Annotated in this window: 21 protein-coding genes, 4 tRNA genes and 1 pseudogene; 18 read left to right on the top strand and 8 right to left on the bottom strand. The window is 42.1% G+C overall.

Annotated features, from left to right (window positions below):
* From HLH16_RS04725 to HLH16_RS04705, 5 genes and pseudogenes are all read left to right on the top strand, one after another.
* Positions 1-105: pseudogene (locus tag HLH16_RS04725) on the top strand (IS5/IS1182 family transposase); the annotation flags it as partial.
* A gap of 177 nt (positions 106-282) precedes the next feature.
* The gene (locus HLH16_RS04720; protein ID WP_171528446.1) at positions 283-1,641 is read left to right on the top strand and encodes a COG3014 family protein; all 1,359 of its coding nucleotides are present in this window, start codon (positions 283-285) and stop codon (positions 1,639-1,641) included.
* Positions 1,642-1,660: 19 nt separating this feature from the next.
* A complete protein-coding gene (locus HLH16_RS04715; RefSeq protein WP_171528445.1) occupies positions 1,661-2,062 on the top strand; it encodes a YcfL family putative periplasmic lipoprotein in 402 nt (133 codons plus the stop codon).
* A 12-nt stretch (positions 2,063-2,074) separates the two neighbouring features.
* Positions 2,075-2,677 carry a penicillin-binding protein activator LpoB gene (lpoB, locus tag HLH16_RS04710; protein WP_131287879.1) on the top strand — a complete coding sequence of 201 codons (603 nt, stop codon included), beginning with the start codon at positions 2,075-2,077 and terminating at the stop codon, positions 2,675-2,677.
* A gap of 52 nt (positions 2,678-2,729) precedes the next feature.
* Complete coding sequence (locus tag HLH16_RS04705) at positions 2,730-3,716, top strand: CsgG/HfaB family protein (protein WP_171528444.1); 987 nt, start codon at positions 2,730-2,732, stop codon at positions 3,714-3,716.
* A gap of 76 nt (positions 3,717-3,792) precedes the next feature.
* On the opposite strand, the gene recN is transcribed toward HLH16_RS04705, so the two are convergent.
* Entirely contained in the window at positions 3,793-5,454 is a 1,662-nt protein-coding gene (gene recN / locus HLH16_RS04700) for a DNA repair protein RecN (RefSeq protein ID WP_171528443.1), read from the bottom strand.
* Positions 5,455-6,120: 666 nt separating this feature from the next.
* On the opposite strand from recN, the gene ppnP reads away from it, so the two are divergent.
* The 3 genes from ppnP to HLH16_RS04685 all read left to right on the top strand — a co-directional run bounded on the left by ppnP (position 6,121) and on the right by HLH16_RS04685 (position 8,279).
* Positions 6,121-6,444 (top strand): pyrimidine/purine nucleoside phosphorylase, encoded by a 324-nt coding sequence (ppnP, locus tag HLH16_RS04695; RefSeq protein ID WP_171528442.1) that lies wholly within the window; start codon positions 6,121-6,123, stop codon positions 6,442-6,444.
* Between the two features lie 136 nt (positions 6,445-6,580).
* Entirely contained in the window at positions 6,581-7,330 is a 750-nt protein-coding gene (gene rlmB, locus HLH16_RS04690) for a 23S rRNA (guanosine(2251)-2'-O)-methyltransferase RlmB (RefSeq protein WP_131287870.1), read from the top strand.
* Between the two features lie 31 nt (positions 7,331-7,361).
* Positions 7,362-8,279 carry a DMT family transporter gene (locus HLH16_RS04685; protein ID WP_171528441.1) on the top strand — a complete coding sequence of 306 codons (918 nt, stop codon included), beginning with the start codon at positions 7,362-7,364 and terminating at the stop codon, positions 8,277-8,279.
* On the opposite strand, the gene coaE is transcribed toward HLH16_RS04685, so the two are convergent.
* From coaE to pilB, 4 genes are read right to left on the bottom strand one after another with little or no spacing between them, the layout of a single operon-like run.
* The gene (coaE, locus tag HLH16_RS04680) at positions 8,276-8,890 is read right to left on the bottom strand and encodes a dephospho-CoA kinase (protein WP_171528440.1); all 615 of its coding nucleotides are present in this window, start codon (positions 8,888-8,890) and stop codon (positions 8,276-8,278) included. The two genes, HLH16_RS04685 and coaE, sit on opposite strands and share 4 nt — an antisense overlap.
* A 15-nt stretch (positions 8,891-8,905) precedes the next feature.
* Positions 8,906-9,766 carry a prepilin peptidase gene (locus tag HLH16_RS15835; RefSeq protein WP_171528439.1) on the bottom strand — a complete coding sequence of 287 codons (861 nt, stop codon included), beginning with the start codon at positions 9,764-9,766 and terminating at the stop codon, positions 8,906-8,908.
* Positions 9,766-10,992, bottom strand: coding sequence for a type II secretion system F family protein (locus HLH16_RS04670; RefSeq protein ID WP_171528438.1), 1,227 nt, complete (start codon positions 10,990-10,992; stop codon positions 9,766-9,768). Before HLH16_RS04670 ends, HLH16_RS15835 begins: the two co-directional genes overlap by 1 nt.
* Before the next feature lie 29 nt (positions 10,993-11,021).
* Positions 11,022-12,734: a type IV-A pilus assembly ATPase PilB gene (gene pilB / locus HLH16_RS04665; RefSeq protein WP_171528437.1), complete on the bottom strand. Its 1,713-nt coding sequence runs from the start codon at positions 12,732-12,734 to the stop codon at positions 11,022-11,024.
* 281 nt (positions 12,735-13,015) lie between these two features.
* Here pilB and tpiA point away from each other — a divergent pair, with 281 nt between their 5' ends.
* The 10 genes from tpiA to HLH16_RS04615 all read left to right on the top strand — a co-directional run bounded on the left by tpiA (position 13,016) and on the right by HLH16_RS04615 (position 20,108).
* Positions 13,016-13,807, top strand: coding sequence for a triose-phosphate isomerase (gene tpiA / locus HLH16_RS04660; RefSeq protein ID WP_171528436.1), 792 nt, complete (start codon positions 13,016-13,018; stop codon positions 13,805-13,807).
* A gap of 13 nt (positions 13,808-13,820) precedes the next feature.
* A complete protein-coding gene (gene secG, locus HLH16_RS04655; protein WP_171528435.1) occupies positions 13,821-14,150 on the top strand; it encodes a preprotein translocase subunit SecG in 330 nt (109 codons plus the stop codon).
* Between the two features lie 53 nt (positions 14,151-14,203).
* Positions 14,204-14,288 (top strand) — tRNA-Leu (locus HLH16_RS04650).
* Between the two features lie 46 nt (positions 14,289-14,334).
* Positions 14,335-14,411 (top strand) — tRNA-Met (locus HLH16_RS04645).
* Positions 14,412-14,482: 71 nt separating this feature from the next.
* Positions 14,483-14,559 (top strand) — tRNA-Met (locus HLH16_RS04640).
* Positions 14,560-14,651: 92 nt separating this feature from the next.
* Positions 14,652-14,728: transfer RNA gene (locus HLH16_RS04635), tRNA-Met, on the top strand.
* Between the two features lie 211 nt (positions 14,729-14,939).
* On the top strand, positions 14,940-15,464 hold the full coding sequence (gene rimP, locus HLH16_RS04630; protein WP_131287848.1) for a ribosome maturation factor RimP: 525 nt from the start codon (positions 14,940-14,942) through the stop codon (positions 15,462-15,464).
* A 39-nt stretch (positions 15,465-15,503) separates the two neighbouring features.
* Positions 15,504-16,988 (top strand): transcription termination factor NusA, encoded by a 1,485-nt coding sequence (gene nusA, locus HLH16_RS04625; protein WP_171528434.1) that lies wholly within the window; start codon positions 15,504-15,506, stop codon positions 16,986-16,988.
* Positions 16,989-16,998: 10 nt separating this feature from the next.
* Positions 16,999-19,704 (top strand): translation initiation factor IF-2, encoded by a 2,706-nt coding sequence (gene infB / locus HLH16_RS04620; protein ID WP_131287843.1) that lies wholly within the window; start codon positions 16,999-17,001, stop codon positions 19,702-19,704.
* Positions 19,704-20,108: a ribosome-binding factor A gene (locus HLH16_RS04615; protein ID WP_067722362.1), complete on the top strand. Its 405-nt coding sequence runs from the start codon at positions 19,704-19,706 to the stop codon at positions 20,106-20,108. The genes infB and HLH16_RS04615 overlap by 1 nt, the downstream gene beginning before the upstream one ends.
* 150 nt (positions 20,109-20,258) lie before the next feature.
* Here HLH16_RS04615 and HLH16_RS04610 read toward each other — a convergent pair whose 3' ends face one another.
* The 3 genes from HLH16_RS04610 to HLH16_RS04600 are packed head-to-tail and all read right to left on the bottom strand — an operon-like array spanning position 20,259 to position 21,465.
* Positions 20,259-20,660: a Na+/H+ antiporter subunit G gene (locus tag HLH16_RS04610; protein WP_171528433.1), complete on the bottom strand. Its 402-nt coding sequence runs from the start codon at positions 20,658-20,660 to the stop codon at positions 20,259-20,261.
* 11 nt (positions 20,661-20,671) lie between these two features.
* Positions 20,672-20,947: a monovalent cation/H+ antiporter subunit F gene (locus HLH16_RS04605; protein WP_171528432.1), complete on the bottom strand. Its 276-nt coding sequence runs from the start codon at positions 20,945-20,947 to the stop codon at positions 20,672-20,674.
* Positions 20,944-21,465: a Na+/H+ antiporter subunit E gene (locus tag HLH16_RS04600; protein WP_171528430.1), complete on the bottom strand. Its 522-nt coding sequence runs from the start codon at positions 21,463-21,465 to the stop codon at positions 20,944-20,946. Before HLH16_RS04600 ends, HLH16_RS04605 begins: the two co-directional genes overlap by 4 nt.

Raw genomic sequence — 21,465 nt, 5'->3', positions numbered from 1 at the left:
AAACATTTTCGGATATTAACAGAACGCTATAGAAACAGACGGAAACGATTTGGTCTAAGAATGAATTTAATTGCTGGAATGGTGAATTGGATGCTCTTAAATTAACTTTCGCAAGAGATCTAATGTAATTATTTTTTAACTTTTGTTTTTATATGTAAATTATGTTCAGAATAATGCGTGAATTGTTTCACTAAATATACTTTATATACATATTGTAACACTACTGCTTTATTTGTAAGATGTATGAATTTTCATCTTTTATTATTTTTTTAATGGATAATTATGCATAATTTTTTAAAAGGGACTTTAATTTCTGCTTTATTTTCAGTTTCCGTAATATCACAGGCTGCAGTATTCAGTACTTATAATGAAGAAGGGAATTTATTTCGTAGTCATTTAAATAGTCAATTATCAGACAGCTTAATGACTCAATTTAAAGACAAAGCAGATTCAAAAGATGGTGTTTTATATTTGCTTGAGCAAGCACGTTTACTACAGGTCAACCATCAATATGAACAAAGCCAGGATTATTATAAGCAGGCTTTTACTTTATTAGATAAACAACAAAACCGGGCCAAAGTCAGTGTATCCCGGATGGGGTTTAAAGCATTGGCACTGGTCAGTAATGATTCGATTGTTCCTTATCTGGTGCCACCACATGAGCAGGTGTTGGCACATATTTCCCAAGCAAAAAATTATATTTTTCTCAAGGATTTAGAAGCTGCAGCAGTAGAAATGCGGGTCGCACAAGGTATTCAGCGTGAAATTGAGCTGTCTTATCAAAAGCAACTGGAAAAGAAAAAAGATAAAGCCACTAAACAATCATCTGGCGAAACGGCATTTAGCGCTTTGGATGAAGCTTTTGTCGGCTTAGACCCAATTGCCGGCAAGATTAAGAATAGCTATCAAAATGCCTATGCTTTCTATATGGCAGCAAATTTATGGGAAACCCTAGGCGAATATAACGATGCCTTAGTCGACTATAAAAAAGCTTATGAATTACAGCCTGATGCTCAAATTGCCCAGGATGTGAAACGTCTGAACCAGTTGGTGGCACAGCCAAAGAGCGGCAGTGTGCCGGTGATTGTTTTTATCGAGCAAGGTGTTGTGCCGCAAAAAGTTGAAAATAAAATCGATGTGCCAACACCGGGTGGTTTAATTAATATTGCTTTTGCCACTTATGAGCCGAGCACCTATGTGGCACCGAAAAGCCTGAAAGTCAAAGTGAACAATAAGCCTTTGCAAGACAGCTATGTCATCAGTGATATCGGTGCTTTGGCCGTTAAAGATTTAAAAGAAAAAGTACTGGGTAATCTGACCAGTCAGGTGCTACGTGCGACTGCCAAATATGCTGCACAAAAAGAACTCGGTAATCAATTTGGTGTATTGGGCCAATTGGCTGGCAATGTTTTAAATATGTCCACAGAACGTGCTGACTTACGGGGTTGGAGTACTTTGCCAAGTAATGCCCAGATTGCCCGCTTAAATTTAACCCCAGGCAAACATAATTTACAGCTTTCTAGCGGAAGTTTATCCAGTTCACCTGTGACCCTGGATGTAAAAGCCAATCAGACCGTCTTTGTTTATGCTCATCATGTCAATGACAAAATTACTGCCAGTGTGAGCACGATTCCACGTTAATGATAAATCAGAGAAATATATGAAACGTCAATTTAGTTTTGCTGTACTTGGTTTAGGTGCGTTGTTGATGGTGGGGTGTACCGCACCAAATGCCTTATCGACGCAAACCAATGTAAACAATGAAATCAGTATTCGTACGATTACCAATAATCCGGTATTGACCACAGAAGTTTTTGTGGAACGCGTGAATATGAGTTTGTCGGGTGATTTGAAACGCGCGTCGATTGCGATCAAAAACCGCCGTTTTAACAATAAAGATTTTAGCTACAAGATTGTTTGGGTCGATGCACAGGGTGCAGAAGTGAATCCTGAAGGCGCGATCTGGAAGCCAATCCAATTGACCGGACGTGAAACAAAAGGGGTGCAGTCCTTAGCACCAAATCCGTCTGCTGTAGATGTTATTGTGTATTTGAAAAAATAAGAGAGATTGAACATGAACGCAAAATTAATATTCGCTGTATTGGCAACTTCAACTTTGCTAACTGGTTGTGCCAGCACAGGAGGCTCAGTGAGCTATGGTGATGCGCAAGCTGTAGAAACATTAACCAAAGACTTTGGTTCAACCGACTTGCAAATGATTGCGGCTAAAATGGTAGATGACATGTTGATGTTCCCGCCAGTCGTGCAAATGACCCAAACACGTCGTCCAGTGATTGTGCTCGACCGCATTCATAATAAAACCCAAGAACATATTGATACTGAATCAATTACAGATAGCATTCAGAACAAGTTGATCAACTCTGGAAAATTCCGCTTTGTCGATATGAAGTCTGTGAATGCTGTTGCACAGCAACTGGCTTATCAAAAACAAAGTGGCATGGTCAATCAGGCAACTGCGGTACGTACCGGTGGTCATATTGGTGCCGAGTTTATGCTGAATGGTAACTTGTCGAGTATTGTTAAAAATGCGGGCGGCAAGAGCGATGTGTATTACAAATTCACCTTTAAATTGCAAAACCTGCAAACCGGCATTGTAGAGTGGACCGGTGAGAAAGAAATTCGTAAAGCTGCAAAACGCTCGACTTTTGGTCTGTAATTTAAATTGAGGTCACTGTACTTTTGGTGCAGTGACTGTAGAAGAATACAACATGAAAAAAATATTACTTGCAGGTCTGTTGTCTGGATTACTGAGTTCTTCAGCCTTTGCTGCGATTAAAGAAGTGATTAAAGAAGCGAGCGGTAATGGCCCCACACAGCATCAAGCGATTTCTGAAGCTTTGTTGATAGCCGTGCAATCGGTAAATGGGGCTTCAGTTTCTTCTCAGATGAATTATGAGGAAACGGTTTCTTTATCTGTCAATAACCAGGGTTGGAGCTATAGCGGTAAGGTTTCACCGGTATTCAGTGTGGCCAATCAGGGTTCAGGTTCCGTGACCAAGTTTCAGGTACTGAGTGTGTCTGGAGCGAAAAACAATTACCGTGCCAAAGTACGTGCGCATGTGGTTAAGTTTGAATCTACTGTACAAGATCAACATTTACGCCGGATCGCAGTATTACCTTTTCAGATGGCTGAGAAAAATAATCGCTTGGCCAGCGATGCCTCAGCACATGAGTTTAGTCAGGAATTGTCGGATACTTTGGGTACTTATTTGACTCAAAGCGGGCAGCTCAGTGTGGTCGATCGTCATTATCTAGACGAAATGCAGTCTGAAAATGACTTCCTGTATTGGGATGGTGTACCACAAGAATTGGCACGTATCGGCCAGAAAGTTGGGGCGGACTATTTATTGGTGGGACGGATCAATGATCTATCCGCTAATAATGGCCAACAGATGTATGGTCTGAATGCAGGTGCGGAACAGGTGCGTTTGACCTGGCGTGTGATTGAAGCCAATACCAGTAAAGTGGTCGCGGCAGGTACTTTTAATCGTACGCTGTCTAATTTAATGACTCAGAATATTTTGACGAATAGTTTAAATGACAGCACGGCTGATAAAATTGCCCAAGGCTTAAATCCGGAAATTTTGCAGGGTTTGAAACTACAGCCTGTCCAATCGCAGATGCGCCAGTCTTATGATCTGTCACCGGGCTACGAGATGACTCCAGGTTCAAGTGATCAGCCAGTAAAATGGTGAGTTAATCGAGTTTGAATTGAGCTTTTATCTAAAAAAATCCCTGACAAATGTTCAGGGATTTTTTTAAGTACGATGATCAAGCCTGATGAAACTTAAGTTGACGTAATTGCTTGGCATGTTGCAGGGTGGTGTCATTAATTTCGACACCGCCGGTCATGCGCGCCAATTCATCAATACGTTGTTCTTCGCTCAGGTCGATAATGGTGCTGCTTGCGGGATCCGTTTGGCGTTTTTTAACCAGCAGGTGCTGATCTGATTGTGCCGCCACTTGTGCCTGATGGGTGATACATAAAATTTGTACATGCTGGGCTAAATCTGCCAATAAGCGTCCGACCATTTCTGCCGTACCGCCACTGATCCCGACATCAATTTCATCGAACACCAAGACTTCAGATTCTGTTTTTTCAGCATTCATCACTTGCATCACCAGAGCAATACGTGACAGTTCGCCCCCAGAAGCTACACGTGCCAACGGTTGTGCAGGAATGCCTTTATTTGCAGTAAACAGCAGTTGAATAAAGCTAAGCCCTTCTGATGACGCCTGTTCCAACGGTTCAAACTTGAATTCAAAATAGGCTTCAGGCAATGCCAGTTGTTTGACCTGTTCTGTGAGTTTTTTAGCTAAAGGAGCCGCAGCTTCACGACGAATCTCATCTAAGTGCTGGGCTTTGGCTAAAAAGTCTTGATGAGACAATTCAACTTGCTCAGCTAAAGTTTCAGGATCTTCCAACTGATGCAGCTGTTCAAGCTCAGTTTGCCAAGTTTGATATTCTTCTTTTAATGTTTCCGGCTGAGTGCGATATTTACGTGCTAAACGATGGAAAATTTCCAGTTGTACATTCAGTTCATCGACGCGTTCAGGGTCAAAACTTTGCCGGTCAATAAATTGACGCAAATTGGCAGTTGCATCATCAAGTTCACTTTGCGCATTCACTAACGAATTATAAATTTCTGCGAGTTGCTCACTGCGACCGGCATGCGATTCGAGGCGGCGAATAATCGAAGAAACTTCTTGAGTGATATTTTGTTCCGCTTCATCCAAGGCATTTAAACTGTAGCTGCAATCCAGCATGATATGTTCATGATGACTTAAACGGTCGAACTCTTGCTCAATCTCTTTATAGTCAATTTGAGTAATTTCTTCGAGTTCTTCGAGCTGTAATTCTAAAGTTTCAATCCGTTGTTTGCGGGTCGCTTGTGCATCCAATGCCGCTTGATGCTGACGAATATTTTTTTGCCAGGTGCTATAGGCATCACGGACATCTTGTGCCGGTTGATAAAAGTTGTTGTAACGATCTAACCAATGCTTGGGATAAGGATGCTCCAACAATTGTTGCTGACTGTGCTGACTATACAGTTGCACCAGTAAACGACCAATTTCTTTCAGTTCAGCCAGGCTGCTTGGGCGACCATTAATCCACGCTTTACTGCGGCCCGTCGCAAAAATCACCCGTCTTAAATGAATCTCGCCAGATTCATCATCCAACTCATGTGCTTTAAGCCATTCAGCTTCGGGACTTTGGTCTTTATAACTAAAAACAGCGGTGACATCGGCTTTATCAGAACCAAAACGGACATAATTGGTATCGGTGCGCTCACCCAAACAGGCAGAAAGGGCATCCAGTAATAAAGATTTACCTGCACCTGTCTCACCGGTCAGGACATTGAAACCGGGTTCAATATCAATGGCTAAATGATCGGCTAAAGCAAAATTGATCAGAGTTAAATGTGTCAGCATAAACGCATCCGAGCTGCGAAAAGTTTTAATCTAAGATAGTGAAATTCTGTTTTGGTCACAAGCCAGCTTTTAATTTTAAGATGACGTAAAACATCACTATTTTACCTGATATTCAAGATGAAAATATCTTTTACTGAAGATACGCTATAAAAACAACATCTGCTTGAATAGTCTGCGTGATTTTTATCTACACGCTCGGTTAATTTTAGGAATATTTTAGAGTTGCGATTTTTTTCATAATATTGAAAACATGCTTCATGATGATACAAAAATGGCTAAATATCGGTTGATGCAAATCATGGATCAGCATTTCTAGCGAGTGTTTTGGGTTGAGATTTACATACTGAATTTAGGCATACAGTTAGGCTTTGGATCTATAGAGGATTGCCAGATTAATCGTCATTGTTTTGGTACAAGATTTGCTACTTGGAAAAGCAGATTAACTTTTAGTCGATACAATACAAAAACTTATTTGTGCTTATGCGACGGTTGATTTAGACTCTCGCAAACTCGGGGTGAATCTTCTTCTGATTGATGCAGGAAAATATCTGCAACAATTTGTAAAATATTGATTTAGCCGTATGAAACACCGATTGATTAGTTGAATGCAGGCCTTTAAACTACATCAATCAAAAATTATAAATGCGCATTATCTGGAGAATACGCATGTCAAATCAGTTTGATCATGTTTCTGTTATCAAAAAATCGAATGTTTATTTCGGCGGTTCATGTATTAGTCATACCGTGCAATTCGAAGATGGCACAAAAAAGACATTAGGGGTGATTTTACCGACTGAACAGGCACTCACTTTCGAAACGCATGTACCTGAACGTATGGAAATTATTTCAGGGGAATGCCGTGTACAAATCGCGGATAAAGTCGAGAGTGAATTGTTCCGCGCAGGACAGTCTTTTTATGTCCCGGGCAATAGCCGTTTTAAAATCGAGACCGATGAAGTACTCGATTATGTTTGCCATTTAGAAGGCTAAGCATAAGTCGGATTGGATTAAGGCAAAGAAATTTTAGCCTGAATCAGTTAAACTAGATTTAAGCATCAATCCTGTAAAGTCAGCTTTGCAGGATTTTTCTTTTTTGCATTGTATAGACATTTTTTAGAGGCCGTTCATGGCAAAAACCGAATATTTTTATGGCGTTCACTCAGTGGAGTCATTACTTGAGCTTGAGCCAGAGCGTGTACTTACTTTATTTACGCTAAAAGGTCGTGACGATCAGCGTTTGAAAAACGTTTTGGCTTTGGCTGATCCTTTTGGGATCAGTGTACAACAGGCCAGTCGTGACAAACTGGAAAAATTGGCGGGTCAGCCTTTTCATCAGGGGGTGGTTGCCGCAGTTCGTCCGCATCCAACCCTGAATGAACAAGATCTGGATGATTTGCTGAAACAGAATCCTCAAGCACTGTTGTTGGCTTTAGACCAAGTCACTGATCCACATAACTTAGGTGCCTGTATCCGTACAGCAGCAGCGATGGGTGTTGAAGCGGTGATTGTATCGCGTGATCGTTCTGCAAGTTTAACCCCGACAGCACGTAAAATTGCTGCGGGTGGTGCAGAGAAAGTGAAGTTTATTCAAGTGACCAACTTGGCACGTACCTTGGGTAACATCAAAGACGAGTTTAATGTGCGTGTTGTAGGCACCATGCTGGATGAAAAAGCATTACCCGTGCAACAGTTTGATTTCACCGGAACCGGTGTGTGTATAGTGATGGGCGCTGAAGATACCGGCCTGCGTCCAATTACCCAGTCACAGTGTGATCAGACGGTTTACATCCCGATGGCAGGAAACTTGCAAAGTTTGAATGTGAGTGTGGCAACAGGTATGGCTTTATATGAAGCTTGCCGTCAGCGTAATGTGTAATTTTACTATCTCAATTTAAAAGTTGTTTGTTATGTCTCCCCGGTCTCAAGGTTATCTCTATATCGCCATTACCATGTGCATCTGGGGGGGATTTACCATTACTTCCCGCCTCAATGCACAGTGGGGAATCAGCGCGTGGGATATCACGGCTTTACGTTTTGCTTTGGCATTTTGTATTTTAATGCCGATCCTGATCTATAAAAAAGACCTCGCCTTTTTATGGAAAAAAGAACCCTTTCTTTTGGCGATGATTGGCGGGGTCGGGTACTGCCTGACATCATACAGTGCCTTTCACTATGTACCCGCAGCCCATGCAGCCATCTTTCTGAATGGTTGTATTCCTTTGTGTACCGCAGTTGCAGCTTTTTTGCTGTTTAAACAGCCTTTTGATCAGCATACTTGGATCAGTCTGGGCATTATGCTGACCGCGATCAGCGCGATGAGTTTTTTAATGTATCAGGAAACAGGTATCGCCTTTGGTTTTGGTGACTTGCTATTTTTCTTGAGCGCAATCTGGTGGGGTGTATTTACCGTTTTATTGCGTCAATGGAAACTCTCTGCATGGCATTCCATGGCAGGTGTCGCGATCTGGTCAGCGATTGTTTATGTGCCAATTTATCTGTTATTTTTACCGAAAAATTTAACTGAACCTGCACCTGTGCATTTACTGATGCAGGTAATTTTTCACGGCATTTTCGTGGTAATTGTGGCGACACTGACTTATGTGGAAGCGATCAAGCGCTTAGGTGCATTTAAGACCGGCAGTATCGTGACTTTGGCACCGTTTATGGCAGCAATTTTAGCTGTGCCACTTTTAGGTGAACCCTTAAGTCTGGCAATTATTTGTGGCTTGATTGGAATGGCGATTGGTGCTTTGCAACCATGGCGCTGGATCATGCATAAAGACAGTTTGCAGCAGCAACTCGATCAACAAAAAAAGCAGTCTTAATTGACTGCTTTTTTTTGCTTGCTGCGTTGTAAATAAGCTTCATGCAATGGTTTTAAATGGCTGTATAAATGATCGAGATGTCCATCATTGAGCACAATATCATCAGCAAGACTACGCTTTTTTTCACGTGGCATTTGTGACTGAATAATTTTCTGAATTTGAGCAATCGATTGGTGATCACGCATGGCAGCCCGCTGGATTTGTAAGTCAATCGATGCGTCAATCAGTAAGGTATGATCGGTCAGTTCGTGCTGATTGGTTTCAAACAGCAGGGGAGAGACCAGAATCACATAAGGACTGGTTGCTGCCTGCAGTTGCTGAATAATCGATTGACGAATAGCAGGGTGGGTGATGCTTTCTAGTACTTTACGTGCATCTGGATCTTTGAAAATCTGTTCACGTAAAGCACGGCGATTCAGTTCTCCATTGTCTAAAAGAACCCAATCCCCAAAAGCAGCGTGAATTTGTTGCAACGCAGGTTGTCCTTTTTCTACAATCTCACGTGCCACAATGTCGGCATCAACAACCGTGATTCCTTGGGTCTCGAACCATGTACTTGCTGCAGATTTTCCGCTGCCAATACCACCTGTTAAACCCAAGATAAAAGTCATGTACTCACCTAAAAATTATTGGCCTAAATAAACTTTCATAATTTGCTCGCCCCAAATAAACGCAATCCAGCCCGCAATGGCAATATAGGGGCCAAAAGCAAAAGGCTGGTTTTCTTTGCGGATTTTGAGCAGAATGATACCAATGATTGCTCCGACCATTGATGAAAGTAGCACAATCAATGGCAGCATTAAAGGACCCATCCAGGCACCTAAAGCTGCTAGAAGTTTGAAGTCTCCATAGCCCATACCTTCCTTGCCTGTGATAATTTTAAACAGGTAATACACGATCCAAAGGCACAAGAAACCAATAATATAGCCCCAGATTGCAGAGGTAGGAGAGGTATAAATAGCATAACTATTAATGCCTAAACCTAGTGCTGCTAAAGTCAGGGTATAACGATCCGGTAGAAGCTGAGTATCAAAATCAATAAAGGTCAGTGCGATGAGCATCCAGGTCAAAAGCAAACCAAAGAGCATTTGTAAGGTCGGCCCAAAGACTGCAACAATGACCAATGAACATACTGCAGTGAGTAGCTCAATCAATGGATAGCGAATACTAATTGGATTTTTGCAAGAGCCGCATTTGCCACCTAAAACTAACCAACTAATTAATGGAATGTTTTGATACCAACGAATTTCTGTATGACATTTAGGGCAGGTCGATGCAGGTTTGCTGAGTGTTAGTTTAGATTCGTCAATGATCGGTTGTTCGGGATGCAAAAATAATTGGCAATCGGTACGCCATTCTTGCTCCATCATCTTGGGGGTGCGGTAGATCACCACATTGAGAAAACTACCAATGCATAGACTAAAAAGCCCAACTGCAAGATAAAGTGCAGTTGGGTTATTGATAAAATAAGAGATAAATTCTTGCATTAAACGACAGAACCCATTTGGAAAATTGGGAGATACATGGCGATGACTAGACCACCGACGAGGACGCCAAGTACAGCCATAATTAACGGCTCCATCATTGAAGTTAGGCCATCGACAGCATTGTCGACTTCATTTTCAAAATGGGTCGCTACTTTATCCAGCATGGCATCAAGTGCACCTGACTCTTCACCAATCGCCACCATTTGTACGGCCATAGAGGGGAATTTATTGGTGACACGCATAGCAAATTGCAGCTGTTGACCTGTGGCGACATCATCGCGAATTTTCATGACCGCTTCTTCATAGACACAATTGTTGGTTGCACCAGCAGTGGATTCTAAGGCATCAATCAGGGGGACACCGGCAGCAAATGTGGTCGCTAAAGTTCGACTGTAACGTGCAATAATGGCTTTATAAACTAGGTCACCAAAAATAGGGGCTTTGAGCGCTGCTTTATCGAGGAAATCACGAAATTTTTTACTGCGTTTTTTGGCTTCCATGAAGCCTGCAATAATGGCACCAATGACAATAATTAAAACAAACCAGTATTTTTGCGTCCATTCAGACATATTCACCACCATTTTTGTAAATGCGGGTAAATCTGCACCAAATGAACTAAACAATTCCTGAAAGACTGGAACTACTTTTACCATCAAGATAATTGTGACAATCAGAGCAACCACAATAACAGCTATAGGATATTTCATGGCTTTTTTAATTTTTTGTTTTAAAAGTTCACTTTTTTCTTTATAGATTGCGACCCGATCTAGCATGGTTTCCAGAGCACCGGATTGTTCACCAGACTCAACGAGTGAGCAAAAAAGATTGTCAAAATATTGAGGATATTTTTTAAGTGCGCCTGCGAAGGTATTACCGCCTTCGACTTCACCTTTAATGCCTAAGACCACTTCACGCATCGACGGGTTTTCAAGACCTTCAGCAACAATTTCAAAGCTCTGTACCAACGGTACACCTGCTTTCATCATGGTCGCCAATTGGCGCGTGAAAATGGTGATATCGAGTGTAGATACCTTTTTTTTCATTAAGCCTTCGAGAATATTTTTTCTCTTTTCCCGAATCGTCTTAATGGTAATCCCTTGCTTACGTAAAGTCACTTTAGCCAGTGCTATGTTACGTGCAGGTAATTCTCCTTTAAGTTTTTCCCCTTTACGATCAACCCCTTCATAACTGAAGGTGGGCATCATCTGTGCTTTTTTGACAGCCATGAATTTATCCTTATTTTTAAATGCTTGATCTATTCGCTAGTCACACGATTGACTTCTTGAAGAGAAGTCACCCCCTGCATGACCTTGATTAATCCTGAACGACGTAAATTATTAAACCCCGACCTTGAAGATGCTGCAGCAATTTCAAGTGCATTGCCATCTTCCATAATAATTTTCGAAATTTCAGGTGTCACTTTCATTACTTCATAAATACCGACACGACCCTTATAACCTTCACGACATTCTGAACAGCCGACGGGTTGATAAACTTTAAAATCTGGATGTTTAAGATCGTCTTCTTGAAATCCCATTTCCAACAAACTTGGTTCTGGAACATCAGCAGGAATTTTACATTGTGGACATAAACGTCGAGCTAAGCGTTGCGCAATCACCAAGTTTACAGAGGTGGCAATATTAAAGGAAGGTACACCCATATTCCTTAAGCGCGTCAATGTTTCAGGTGCACTGTTAGTATGTAGCGTTGACATCACCATATGACCCGTCTGAGCCGCTTTAATGGCAATTTCGGCCGTTTCTAAATCTCGAATCTCACCGACCATGACAATATCAGGGTCTTGACGCAGGAATGACTTGAGAGCCGCAGAGAAGGTTAAGCCCACTTTAGCATTGACATTGACTTGGTTAATGCCTTCCAAGTTAATTTCCACCGGATCTTCGGCGGTTGAAATATTGGTGTCTTCACGATTGAGAATATTCAAACCGGTATATAAAGAGACGGTTTTACCCGAACCTGTTGGACCTGTAATGAGGAGCATGCCTTGCGGTTTGTCCAGCGCTTGCATGAATAACTCTTTTTGCTCGGGTTCATAGCCCAATGCATCAATACCTAGCATCGCACTCGATGGATCAAGAATACGCAGTACCAGTTTTTCACCAAACAAGGTGGGTAATGAGTTGACACGGAAGTCAATAGCTTTACTTTTTGAAAGTTTGAGTTTAATCCGTCCATCTTGAGGCAAGCGCTTTTCAGAAATATCCATTTGTGACATCACTTTTAAACGCGAGGCTAAGCGTGTGGCGAGTTGTAAGGGTGGGGTGGCAATTTGACGTAGCACACCATCAATTCGATAGCGAACACGATAACTTTTCTCGTAAGGTTCAAAGTGTAAATCTGAAGCGCCCATACGAATGGCATCAATCAGTAATTTATTAATATATTTAACAATCGGCGCTTCATCTTCCTTTTGATTATCATCTTCATCGTCTTTTTGACTGAGATCTTCTTGCTCAAGATTTAAGTCAATATCATCATCTGAGAATTCAAAAGTATCTGCTTCGGCAAAGTTTTGTTCAATCAGTTTTATTAATTTGGGATGTTCAACAATCACGGCTTCAATATTCATTTTGCTACTGAAGCGAATCGCATCCATGGCATCCATATTGGTTGGATTGCTGGTGGCTACATAAAGTAAATTACCACGTTTAAAAATAGGCAGCACATGATGTTTGGTAATCAGTTTTTCATCGATTCCTTCACGGATAATTTGTGCAGAATCATAAACACTGAGGTCGAAAAGCGGTTCTCCAAACTCTTGAGAAATTTTTTCTGCAATATCTAATGAGGAAACTTTTAATTGCTCAATGAGGAAAGGAACAATATCTTGATTGGCTTTTTTTGCACTTAATACTGCATTCTGCATGTTTTCAGCAGAAACTGAGCCGTCTTCAACCAAACGGCGAATAAAACCAGTGAATCTTGGTGAACCTTGTAATGCTGTCATGCTTTAATATGCCCGCTCAATCAATTTGTTTATAATTGGTATCTTTAAATTATACTTTTGTTATATAAAAATACCATATCTGAAAACGTTGTCATCTACTTAATATTAGATAAAACTTTGAACTAGTCGTAATTACATGCTGAAGTTTTTCTTGAGAATGCCGTGATGACTTGCAAAAATTAAGAATGGCTTAAAAAAAGCCATGTGAAAATTTTCTAAAAAATACTGAATTCCGTGTAGAATGTGCGCGGTTAAATGAATTGTTTTTAATAGGTTACTGTATGTCGGGTTCGGCTATTACTCCTTGGGTTGTTGGCAATTGGAAAATGAACCCAATGCAGGCAGACGCCAAAGCGCTGGTAAGTAGTTTTAAAGAATTATTGCAAAATAATGAAATTAAAGAAGAAAATTGTCATTTAGGTGTTGCGCCTACCATGCTTGCCTTGGCCAGTGTTCAGGCGGAATTGGCAAGTTCAGTCCGATCTGTTTATACCGTTGCACAGAATGTTTCGCGTATTGCAGGTACGGGTGCATATACCGGTGAAGTGAGTGCTGAACTTCTGAAAGATCATCAAATTGATTTTGTACTGATTGGTCATTCAGAGCGCCGTGAAATCTTTGCCGAAACTGCGCAAATACTGAATGAAAAAGTTAAAAATGCTTTAAATGCGGGATTAACCATTATTTATTGCGTAGGTGAAAGCCTGGAACAACGTGAAAATGGTCAAGCAGAGCAGGTGGTGTTGCAACAAATCTGTGACATTGCCGCAGTTGTTCAAGCTGAACAGTGGCAAAAAATTGTAATTGCCTATGAGCCGATTTGGGCAATTGGAACGGGTAAAACAGCTTCACCTGAAGATGCACAAGCCATGCATGCCAAGATTCGTGAAGGCTTAACTCAAATTACATCGTTCGGTCCAAGCATCGCCATTCTGTATGGCGGTAGTGTCAAGGCTGAAAATGCAGTAGAGTTGGCTGCCTGTCCAGATATTAATGGTGCCCTGGTTGGTGGTGCATCTTTAAATGCAGAGTCTTTCTATAAAATTGCTCAGGCTTTTGCAAATACAAAATAATTAGGAGTTCAGCATGCAAACTTTTGTGCTGGTGGTACATATTATCTTAGCCATTTTAATGATTGTATTGATTCTGGTACAACATGGTAAAGGTGCAGATGCAGGCGCATCATTTGGTGGTGGCGGTGCTGCAACTGTATTTGGTGCTTCAGGTTCAGCGAATTTCATGACTCGCTTGACAGGTATTTTGACGGCTTTATTCTTTGTCACCAGTTTAACTTTAGCGGTGTTTGCCAAAAAACAAACGACTGATGCTTATAGCTTAAAATCAGTGCAGACAACCACGACTGCTCCGGCGAATTCGAATGAAACTTCGCCAGTCGCACCGAAAACAGGTGAATAACCTGATTTAGTTCTTTCTTTTTGGACATGATCCGACTAGAATGCGACACAGCTGCGGTGGTGGTGGAATTGGTAGACACGCTACCTTGAGGTGGTAGTGCCTTCGGGCGTGGGGGTTCAAGTCCCCCCTTCCGCACCAACTTGTAATCCAGAACATAAGTTGGTGTAAGCAGCAAATCTGTTGATGCGGGATGGAGCAGTCTGGTAGCTCGTCGGGCTCATAACCCGAAGGTCGTTGGTTCAAATCCAGCTCCCGCTACCAATACTATTTAGAAGCAAACTAAATAGGCGATTTAAATAATATTTAAATGGTGATTAATTTTTGCATGTTGTTGCGGGATGGAGCAGTCTGGTAGCTCGTCGGGCTCATAACCCGAAGGTCGTTGGTTCAAATCCAGCTCCCGCTACCACTTTTTGATTAAGGTGCAACTTAATCAAGCAACCATTGAACAGTTTTTGATTGAAAATGCTCAGTGAATTGTATATAATTTTTGCACGTTGTTGCGGGATGGAGCAGTCTGGTAGCTCGTCGGGCTCATAACCCGAAGGTCGTTGGTTCAAATCCAGCTCCCGCTACCAAGTTTCTAAAAGGCTCACAAAAATGGTGGGCCTTTTTGCACAGTGGACTTTGGTTTTTCTGTGTACACAGGGGCGATTACGCCCTTTTTTATTGGCTATCGTGTAGTGTCGACATCCATTGGTCAAATCGTCATGTTTCACTACTAATATAGTTGAGTTAGTCTGAACCGGTCACAGCGACTATTGAATCGCACAACAATGACGAGAGTAAATGAAGCTATCAAATAAAACTCAAGCACTCCAAGACCTTATAGCTCCTGCAGTGCAAGCTTGTAATGTAGAACTTTGGGGAATCGAATTCCTTCCTCAGGGTAAACGTTCTTTATTACGTATCTATATTGATAAAACCAACGAAAACAACACGCAACCTGTCATGAATGAAGATGGCGAACTTGAAGAAGGTCGTGGTATTGGCGTGCAAGATTGTGTCCGCGTAACACAGCAAGTTGGCGCAATGCTTGACGTGCATGATCCAATTTCTGGCGAATACTCACTTGAAGTGTCTTCTCCAGGATGGGATCGACCATTCTTTCAGCTTGACCAAATGCCAGCCTATATTGGACATAAAATTGCTTTACGTCTGATTAGTGCTGTAGATAACCGTCGTAAATTTCAAGCAAAACTCATTGCTGTTGATCTTGAAAATGAAGTCATTCAAGTCGAAGTTGAAAATCAACAGGTACTTGAAATTGACAGTCATAATATCGACAAATCAAATTTGATCTTTCAAGATTAATTCATTCAATAAATAAGAATCTGAACGAATAGGTGACTTATGGCTCGTGAAATTCTTACCGTAGTAGAAACGGTTAGTAACGAAAAAGGTGTAAGTCGTGATGCAATTTTTGAAGCGCTTGAACAAGCTTTAGTTGCTGCGACTAAAAAGAAATTTTACGAAGGCACAAACTCGGAAGAAGCACGTTTACGTGTAGAAATCGATCGTAAGACCGGTGATTACCGTACTTTTCGTCAATGGGAAGTGGTTGCTGACGAAGATCATGAAATGCCTGCATGTCAGGATGCGATCTCGGATTTGGATCCTGAAAAATGGTCAATCGGTGACATTCGTGAACTCGAAGTTGAATCGATTGATTTCGGTCGAATTGCTGCACAAATTGCAAAACAGGTGATTGTGCAAAAAATTCGTGAAGCTGAACGTGCTTTAGTTGCTGATGCGTACGAATCTAAAGTTGGTGAACTCATCTACGGTGAAGTTAAAAAACAAACCAAAGATGGCTTTATTATTGACTTGGGTGACAATGCTGAAGCATATCTTTCACGTGAAGAAATGATTCCTAAGGAAATTCTTCGCCCGAAACAACGTGTAAACGCTATTTTATATAGCGTGAACCGTGAAGGTCGTGGTGCACAATTATTGTTGTCACGTGCGCGTCCTGAAATGCTGATTGCTTTGATGAAGAAAGAAATTCCTGAAATTTCTGAAGAAATCATCGAAATTAAAGCAGCTGCACGCCAACCGGGTGTTCGTGCTAAAATCGCTGTGAAAACGAACGATCATCGTATTGATCCTGTGGGTGCTTGTATTGGTATGCGTGGTACACGTATCCAGGCAGTACAATCAGAATTGAACGGTGAGCGTATTGATGTTGTTGTATGGTCTGATGATCCGGCACAGTACATTGCAAGCGCTTTAGAGCCTGCTGATGTATCAAGTATTGTGATTGATGAAGATGCACATAGCGCCGATATCATTTTTGCCGCAACGGATCAGTTGGCACGTGCCATTGGTTCACAAGGTCAGAATGTTCGTTTAGCATCTGAATTGACTGGCTACAAATTGGATATGATGCTCGAAGAAGAATTCTACGCGCGTCAACAAAATGAAGCTCAACAATACCTCGACATGTTTGTAACACGTCTTGATATTGAAGAAGATTTGGCAATGGCTTTGGTTGAAATGGGCTTCACTTCTCTTGAAGAGATTGCTTATGTTCCAGCTGAAACATTCGATGAGATTGAACTTGATGCTGAAACTGTTGAATTATTGCAAAGCCGTGCGAAAGAAATTACATTGGCAGATGCATTAAAACAACAAGAAAATATCCAAGAACCAAGTGCAGAACTCGTTGCAATGGCTGGGATGACACAGGAAATCGCGTATGCACTTGCAGCTCGCGATGTGGTAACAGTAGATGATTTGGCTGACCAGGCAACTGACGATATTGAAGATATTGAAGGTTTAGGTGCTGAAAAAGCAGGTCAACTCATTATGAAAGCGCGCGAATCATGGTTTAACTAGGAGGAAATATATGACGGACAAGTCGATTAAAGAGTTAGCTCTCAGCGTAGAACGTCCAGTTGAGAAGCTCCTAGAGCAGGTTCGTGACGCAGGTTTACCGCAACGTAAAGCTGAAGATATTATTTCCACTGAACAACAAAATACCCTCGTTAACCATTTGAAGAAACTTCATGGTCAAGACGATGGGCATGCAGGAAAAATCACGTTGAAACGTAAAACAACCAGTACTGCTAAAGTGGCCAGTACATCAGGTAAGGCGAAGACAATTAACGTTGAAGTGCGTAAAAAGCACACGTTTGTTAAGCCTGATCCTGAACAAATTAAAGCTGAAGCTTTAGCGAAAGCACAAGCAGACAAGAATGCAACTGCATCTCCTGCGAATGCTGAACAAAAAGCGGATGACGCACCTCAAACAGGCGTATCTAAAGCGAAACAAGCTTTTGAAGCAATGCGTGCTGCTGCTAAGCAAGAAACGGCTAAGCAAGAAGTACCAAAAGCTGCTGTTGTTGTGAAGCGTAAATCAAACAACAAACCGATTGTAAAACAAACGGTTAAACAAGTTGAAACAGCTGAACAGAAAAAAGCACGTGAAGCTCAAGCTGCGCAATTAAAAGCAGTTGAAGAAGCAGCACGTCGTAAGTCGGCTGAAGAAGCGCAACAACGTACGCTTGAACAAATGCGTCAAATGGCTTCTAAGTACACCTCTGAAGATACCACTGCAACGATTCGTGTGGTTGATGATTCTCCATTGGCAGCGGGTCTTGTTGGTCAGGCTTATGAAGATTCATTTGCCAAAGAAGACCGTGAAATTAAACGTGGTGGTAACACCACAACTGCACGTGCACCGAAAAAAGGTGGACGTCGTGGTCAGGAAGAGCAAAGCTTCAGTAAACAGCCTAAACGTGGTTTGAAAACTAGCCAAGGCAACAAGCATGGCTTTGAAAAACCTGTTAAGAAACAAGTTTATGATGTTGAAATTGGTGAAACCATTGTTGTTGCTGACTTAGCTGCAAAAATGGCGATCAAGGTTCGCGAAGTTATCAAATCACTCATGAAAATGGGCGAGCTTGTGACTCAAAACCAAGCGATTGAGCAAGAAATTGCAGCACTTGTCGTTGAAGAAATGGGTCATAACCCAGTTCTGGTTTCTGATACTCAAGCTGAGGATAACCTGCTTGAAGCAGCTGAAGAAGCGCGTGGCGTTCAAACGACTCGTGCTCCTGTTGTTACGATCATGGGTCACGTTGACCATGGTAAAACATCGCTTCTTGACCGTATTCGTCGTACCAAAGTGGCTGCGGGCGAAGCGGGCGGTATTACACAGCATATCGGTGCATATCACGTTAAAACAGATAAAGGCATTATCACTTTCTTAGACACACCGGGACACGCAGCGTTTACTTCAATGCGTTCACGTGGTGCGAAAGCGACTGATATCGTGGTTCTTGTTGTTGCGGCTGATGATGGTGTAATGCCACAAACTGCTGAAGCAATTGATCATGCACGCGCTGCAGGTACGCCAATCATTGTTGCAATCAACAAAATGGATAAAGAATCCGCTGATCCAGATCGCGTATTGAACGAATTGACCACCAAAGAAATCGTGCCTGAACAATGGGGCGGTGACGTACCAGTAGCCATGGTTTCTGCACATTCGGGTCAAGGTATCGATGAATTGCTTGACCTTATTTTAATTCAATCAGAAATGCTTGAATTGAAAGCATCTGAAGAAGGTGCTGCGCAAGGTGTTGTGATTGAAGCGCGTGTAGACAAAGACCGCGGTGCCGTTGCTTCTATTCTTGTACAAAACGGTACATTAAATGTAGGTGATTTAGTGCTTGCCGGTGCATCTTACGGTCGTGTTCGTGCGATGGTAGATGAAAACGGTAAACGTATTAAATCAGCAGGTCCTTCGATTCCAGTGGAAATCTTGGGTCTTCCTGAAGCGCCGATGGCGGGTGACGAAGTTCTTGTTGTAAATGATGAGAAAAAAGCACGCGAAGTTGCTGATGCACGTATGGCGCGTGAGCGTGAAAAACGTCTTGAGCGTCAAAGTGCGATGCGTCTTGAAAACATCATGGCGTCTATGGGCAAAAAAGATGTTCCTTATGTGAACGTTGTGCTTAAAACTGATGTACGCGGTACATTGGAAGCCTTGACTGTAGCCTTGCAAGCATTGGCAACAGATGAAGTTCGCGTTCGTGTAATCGGTTCTGGCGTAGGTGCAATCACTGAGTCTGACGTTACGCTTGCTGAATCTTCTGAAGCAGTACTTCTAGGCTTTAACGTACGTGCTGATAATACTGCACGTCAAAAAGCGGATGCAGACGGCATCGACATTCGTTACTACAGCATCATCTATGAATTGATTGATGACGTGAAAGCGGCAATGAGCGGTAAACTTGCTCCTGAGCATCGTGAAACGATTCTTGGTGTTGCGCAAGTACGTGAAGTGTTCCACTCAAGTAAATTCGGTGCGGCTGCGGGCTGTATGGTGCTTGAAGGCGTATTGCATCGTAACAAACCGATTCGCGTATTACGTGATGACGTGGTTGTATTCCAAGGTGAGCTTGAATCTCTTCGTCGCTACAAAGAAGTGGTTGAAGAAGTTCGTGCCGGTATGGAATGTGGTCTTGCTGTGAAAGGCTATAAAGACATCAAAGCACTCGATAAGATCGAAGTGTACGATGTTCAATTGATTAAACGGAGTCTTTAATGGCGGGTAGTCAGCGTCTTAAGCGTATGGCTGATACAGTTCAGAGAGAACTCTCTGAACTGATTCGTCAAGAGCTTAAAGATCCACGCTTAGGTGGTCTGGTGACTATCTCTGCGGTGAAAGTTAGCGCAGACTTAGGATATGCCGAAGTTTATGTGACTGTAATGGGTCGTGAACTGGGTGATGATCAAAGCGAAGCCGCGAATAAAGAAACTTTAGATGTATTAAACAAAGCATCGGGTTTCTTGCGTCACGAATTGAGTCGTCGTATCAAGACACGTATTACGCCACGTTTGCGTTTCCATTATGACAAAACCAATGCTTACGGCAATTATATGTTTGGTCTGATTGCAGAAGCAGTGAAGGATTTACCGCCTGCTGAAGCAAAGCAAGATGATGAATAATTGATGTAATAAAAAAGCCACCTTCGGGTGGCTTTTTTTGTACGTTAAAATTTTGTTTAGGACAAAATTGATATATCAGCGCATGCAGTAGACTGAATTTAAACTGGAAACGACCAAAGGACTCAAAATACTAAAGCATCTAGTCTTCATTTAGCTTAGGTCATCATGTGAGTTGTTTTTGTCTTTCGTAGGAGGAGGACGGCGGCTTCGTTGCCAAGGTAAGGGGCGCTCAAGTGTTTCAGGCACTTCACCACCGGTTGAGCGTAACCGTAAGTGTAGAGCGGCTTGTGCCATTAAATTGGCAGATACGGGCGCGGTAATGAACGCCAGTAAAGTCAATAACAGTTCGGCAAAACCAAAACGGCCTTGAAATGCTGAAAAAATCATCGCAGCAATTAAAAAGCTGCCTAGTCCCAAAGTACTGGATTTTGTCGGAGCATGCAGACGCATAAATAAGTCAGGTAAGCGCACCATGCCAATACCACCGACCAACATAAAGAATGAGCCAATCAATAAAAAAATTGAGACCAGGATTTCCATCACGAGTTGCATTACTGTTTCTCCTAATCTACGACATGGCCAGTGGTAAAGTAGCGAGCAAGCGCTGCGGTGGAAACAAATCCAAGCATGGCAACCAATAAAGCCCCTTCAAATAAGGCGGTACTTGCCCAGTAGATGCCAAGAATCACCACAAGGCAGGTGGCATTCAGAAACAATGTATCCAAGGCTAAAAGACGATCGACAATGGAGGGACCCATGACTAGGCGGACCAGGCAAAAAAACATTGAAATGGTGATGGCCACCATACATATGCCGAGTGCATAAGGCAAAATAGTCATGAATCTTCTCCTAATTCCACAGCAAAAATAGCCATCAGCGCTTTTTCATAACGATTTTTAATTTCTAGAATGTCTATTTCAGCATTATCCGTACTTAAGGCATGCACCAAAATATCGCCACGATCATGGTCAATCCCTGCAGTGACTGTACCCGGTGTGGTGGTAATAATCAGTGCCAGCAGCACATTGACTTGTTCATGTTGCGTTTCTAAAGGCACGCGAAACCATTTGGGATGTAAGTTGCGTGTTGGTCCAAGAACCATTTTAGCCACTTTAATATTACAAATAATAATATCCCACAACACCACAAAGAAGAGTTTTAAAGCCAATACCCAGTTGATATCGGGAGTACGGGTAATAAAGGGTTGTACCAAACGCGGAATCAGAATTCCGAGGAGCAAAGCTATAAGTACTGTTGCTGAATCGAGGCTATGCGTCAGCATAATCCAGCTTAAAGCCACAATTACAGATACAAATGGATGCGGTAGCCAGTTTTCCCAGAACGATGTTTTTTGCAT

Origin of the sequence: Acinetobacter sp. ANC 5378 (assembly GCF_013004315.1) — a bacterium.
Classification (GTDB): domain Bacteria; phylum Pseudomonadota; class Gammaproteobacteria; order Pseudomonadales; family Moraxellaceae; genus Acinetobacter.
Note: the sequence above shows the minus strand (reverse complement) of the source record. Positions and strands in the feature narration are given on the sequence as shown.

Coding starts and splice junctions, on each gene's coding strand:
- lpoB (WP_131287879.1), top strand. CDS start 2,075: ATGAACGCAAAATTAATATTCGCTGTATTGGCAACTTCAACTTTGCTA.
- infB (WP_131287843.1), top strand. CDS start 16,999: ATGACGGACAAGTCGATTAAAGAGTTAGCTCTCAGCGTAGAACGTCCA.
- HLH16_RS04705 (WP_171528444.1), top strand. CDS start 2,730: ATGAAAAAAATATTACTTGCAGGTCTGTTGTCTGGATTACTGAGTTCT.
- rlmB (WP_131287870.1), top strand. CDS start 6,581: ATGGCAAAAACCGAATATTTTTATGGCGTTCACTCAGTGGAGTCATTA.
- HLH16_RS15835 (WP_171528439.1), bottom strand. CDS start 9,766: ATGCAAGAATTTATCTCTTATTTTATCAATAACCCAACTGCACTTTAT.
- tpiA (WP_171528436.1), top strand. CDS start 13,016: ATGTCGGGTTCGGCTATTACTCCTTGGGTTGTTGGCAATTGGAAAATG.
- HLH16_RS04610 (WP_171528433.1), bottom strand. CDS start 20,660: ATGCAACTCGTGATGGAAATCCTGGTCTCAATTTTTTTATTGATTGGC.
- HLH16_RS04605 (WP_171528432.1), bottom strand. CDS start 20,947: ATGACTATTTTGCCTTATGCACTCGGCATATGTATGGTGGCCATCACC.
- pilB (WP_171528437.1), bottom strand. CDS start 12,734: ATGACAGCATTACAAGGTTCACCAAGATTCACTGGTTTTATTCGCCGT.
- HLH16_RS04685 (WP_171528441.1), top strand. CDS start 7,362: ATGTCTCCCCGGTCTCAAGGTTATCTCTATATCGCCATTACCATGTGC.
- HLH16_RS04670 (WP_171528438.1), bottom strand. CDS start 10,992: ATGGCTGTCAAAAAAGCACAGATGATGCCCACCTTCAGTTATGAAGGG.
- nusA (WP_171528434.1), top strand. CDS start 15,504: ATGGCTCGTGAAATTCTTACCGTAGTAGAAACGGTTAGTAACGAAAAA.
- rimP (WP_131287848.1), top strand. CDS start 14,940: ATGAAGCTATCAAATAAAACTCAAGCACTCCAAGACCTTATAGCTCCT.
- recN (WP_171528443.1), bottom strand. CDS start 5,454: ATGCTGACACATTTAACTCTGATCAATTTTGCTTTAGCCGATCATTTA.
- HLH16_RS04615 (WP_067722362.1), top strand. CDS start 19,704: ATGGCGGGTAGTCAGCGTCTTAAGCGTATGGCTGATACAGTTCAGAGA.
- coaE (WP_171528440.1), bottom strand. CDS start 8,890: ATGACTTTTATCTTGGGTTTAACAGGTGGTATTGGCAGCGGAAAATCT.
- HLH16_RS04715 (WP_171528445.1), top strand. CDS start 1,661: ATGAAACGTCAATTTAGTTTTGCTGTACTTGGTTTAGGTGCGTTGTTG.
- ppnP (WP_171528442.1), top strand. CDS start 6,121: ATGTCAAATCAGTTTGATCATGTTTCTGTTATCAAAAAATCGAATGTT.
- HLH16_RS04720 (WP_171528446.1), top strand. CDS start 283: ATGCATAATTTTTTAAAAGGGACTTTAATTTCTGCTTTATTTTCAGTT.
- HLH16_RS04600 (WP_171528430.1), bottom strand. CDS start 21,465: ATGCAAAAAACATCGTTCTGGGAAAACTGGCTACCGCATCCATTTGTA.
- secG (WP_171528435.1), top strand. CDS start 13,821: ATGCAAACTTTTGTGCTGGTGGTACATATTATCTTAGCCATTTTAATG.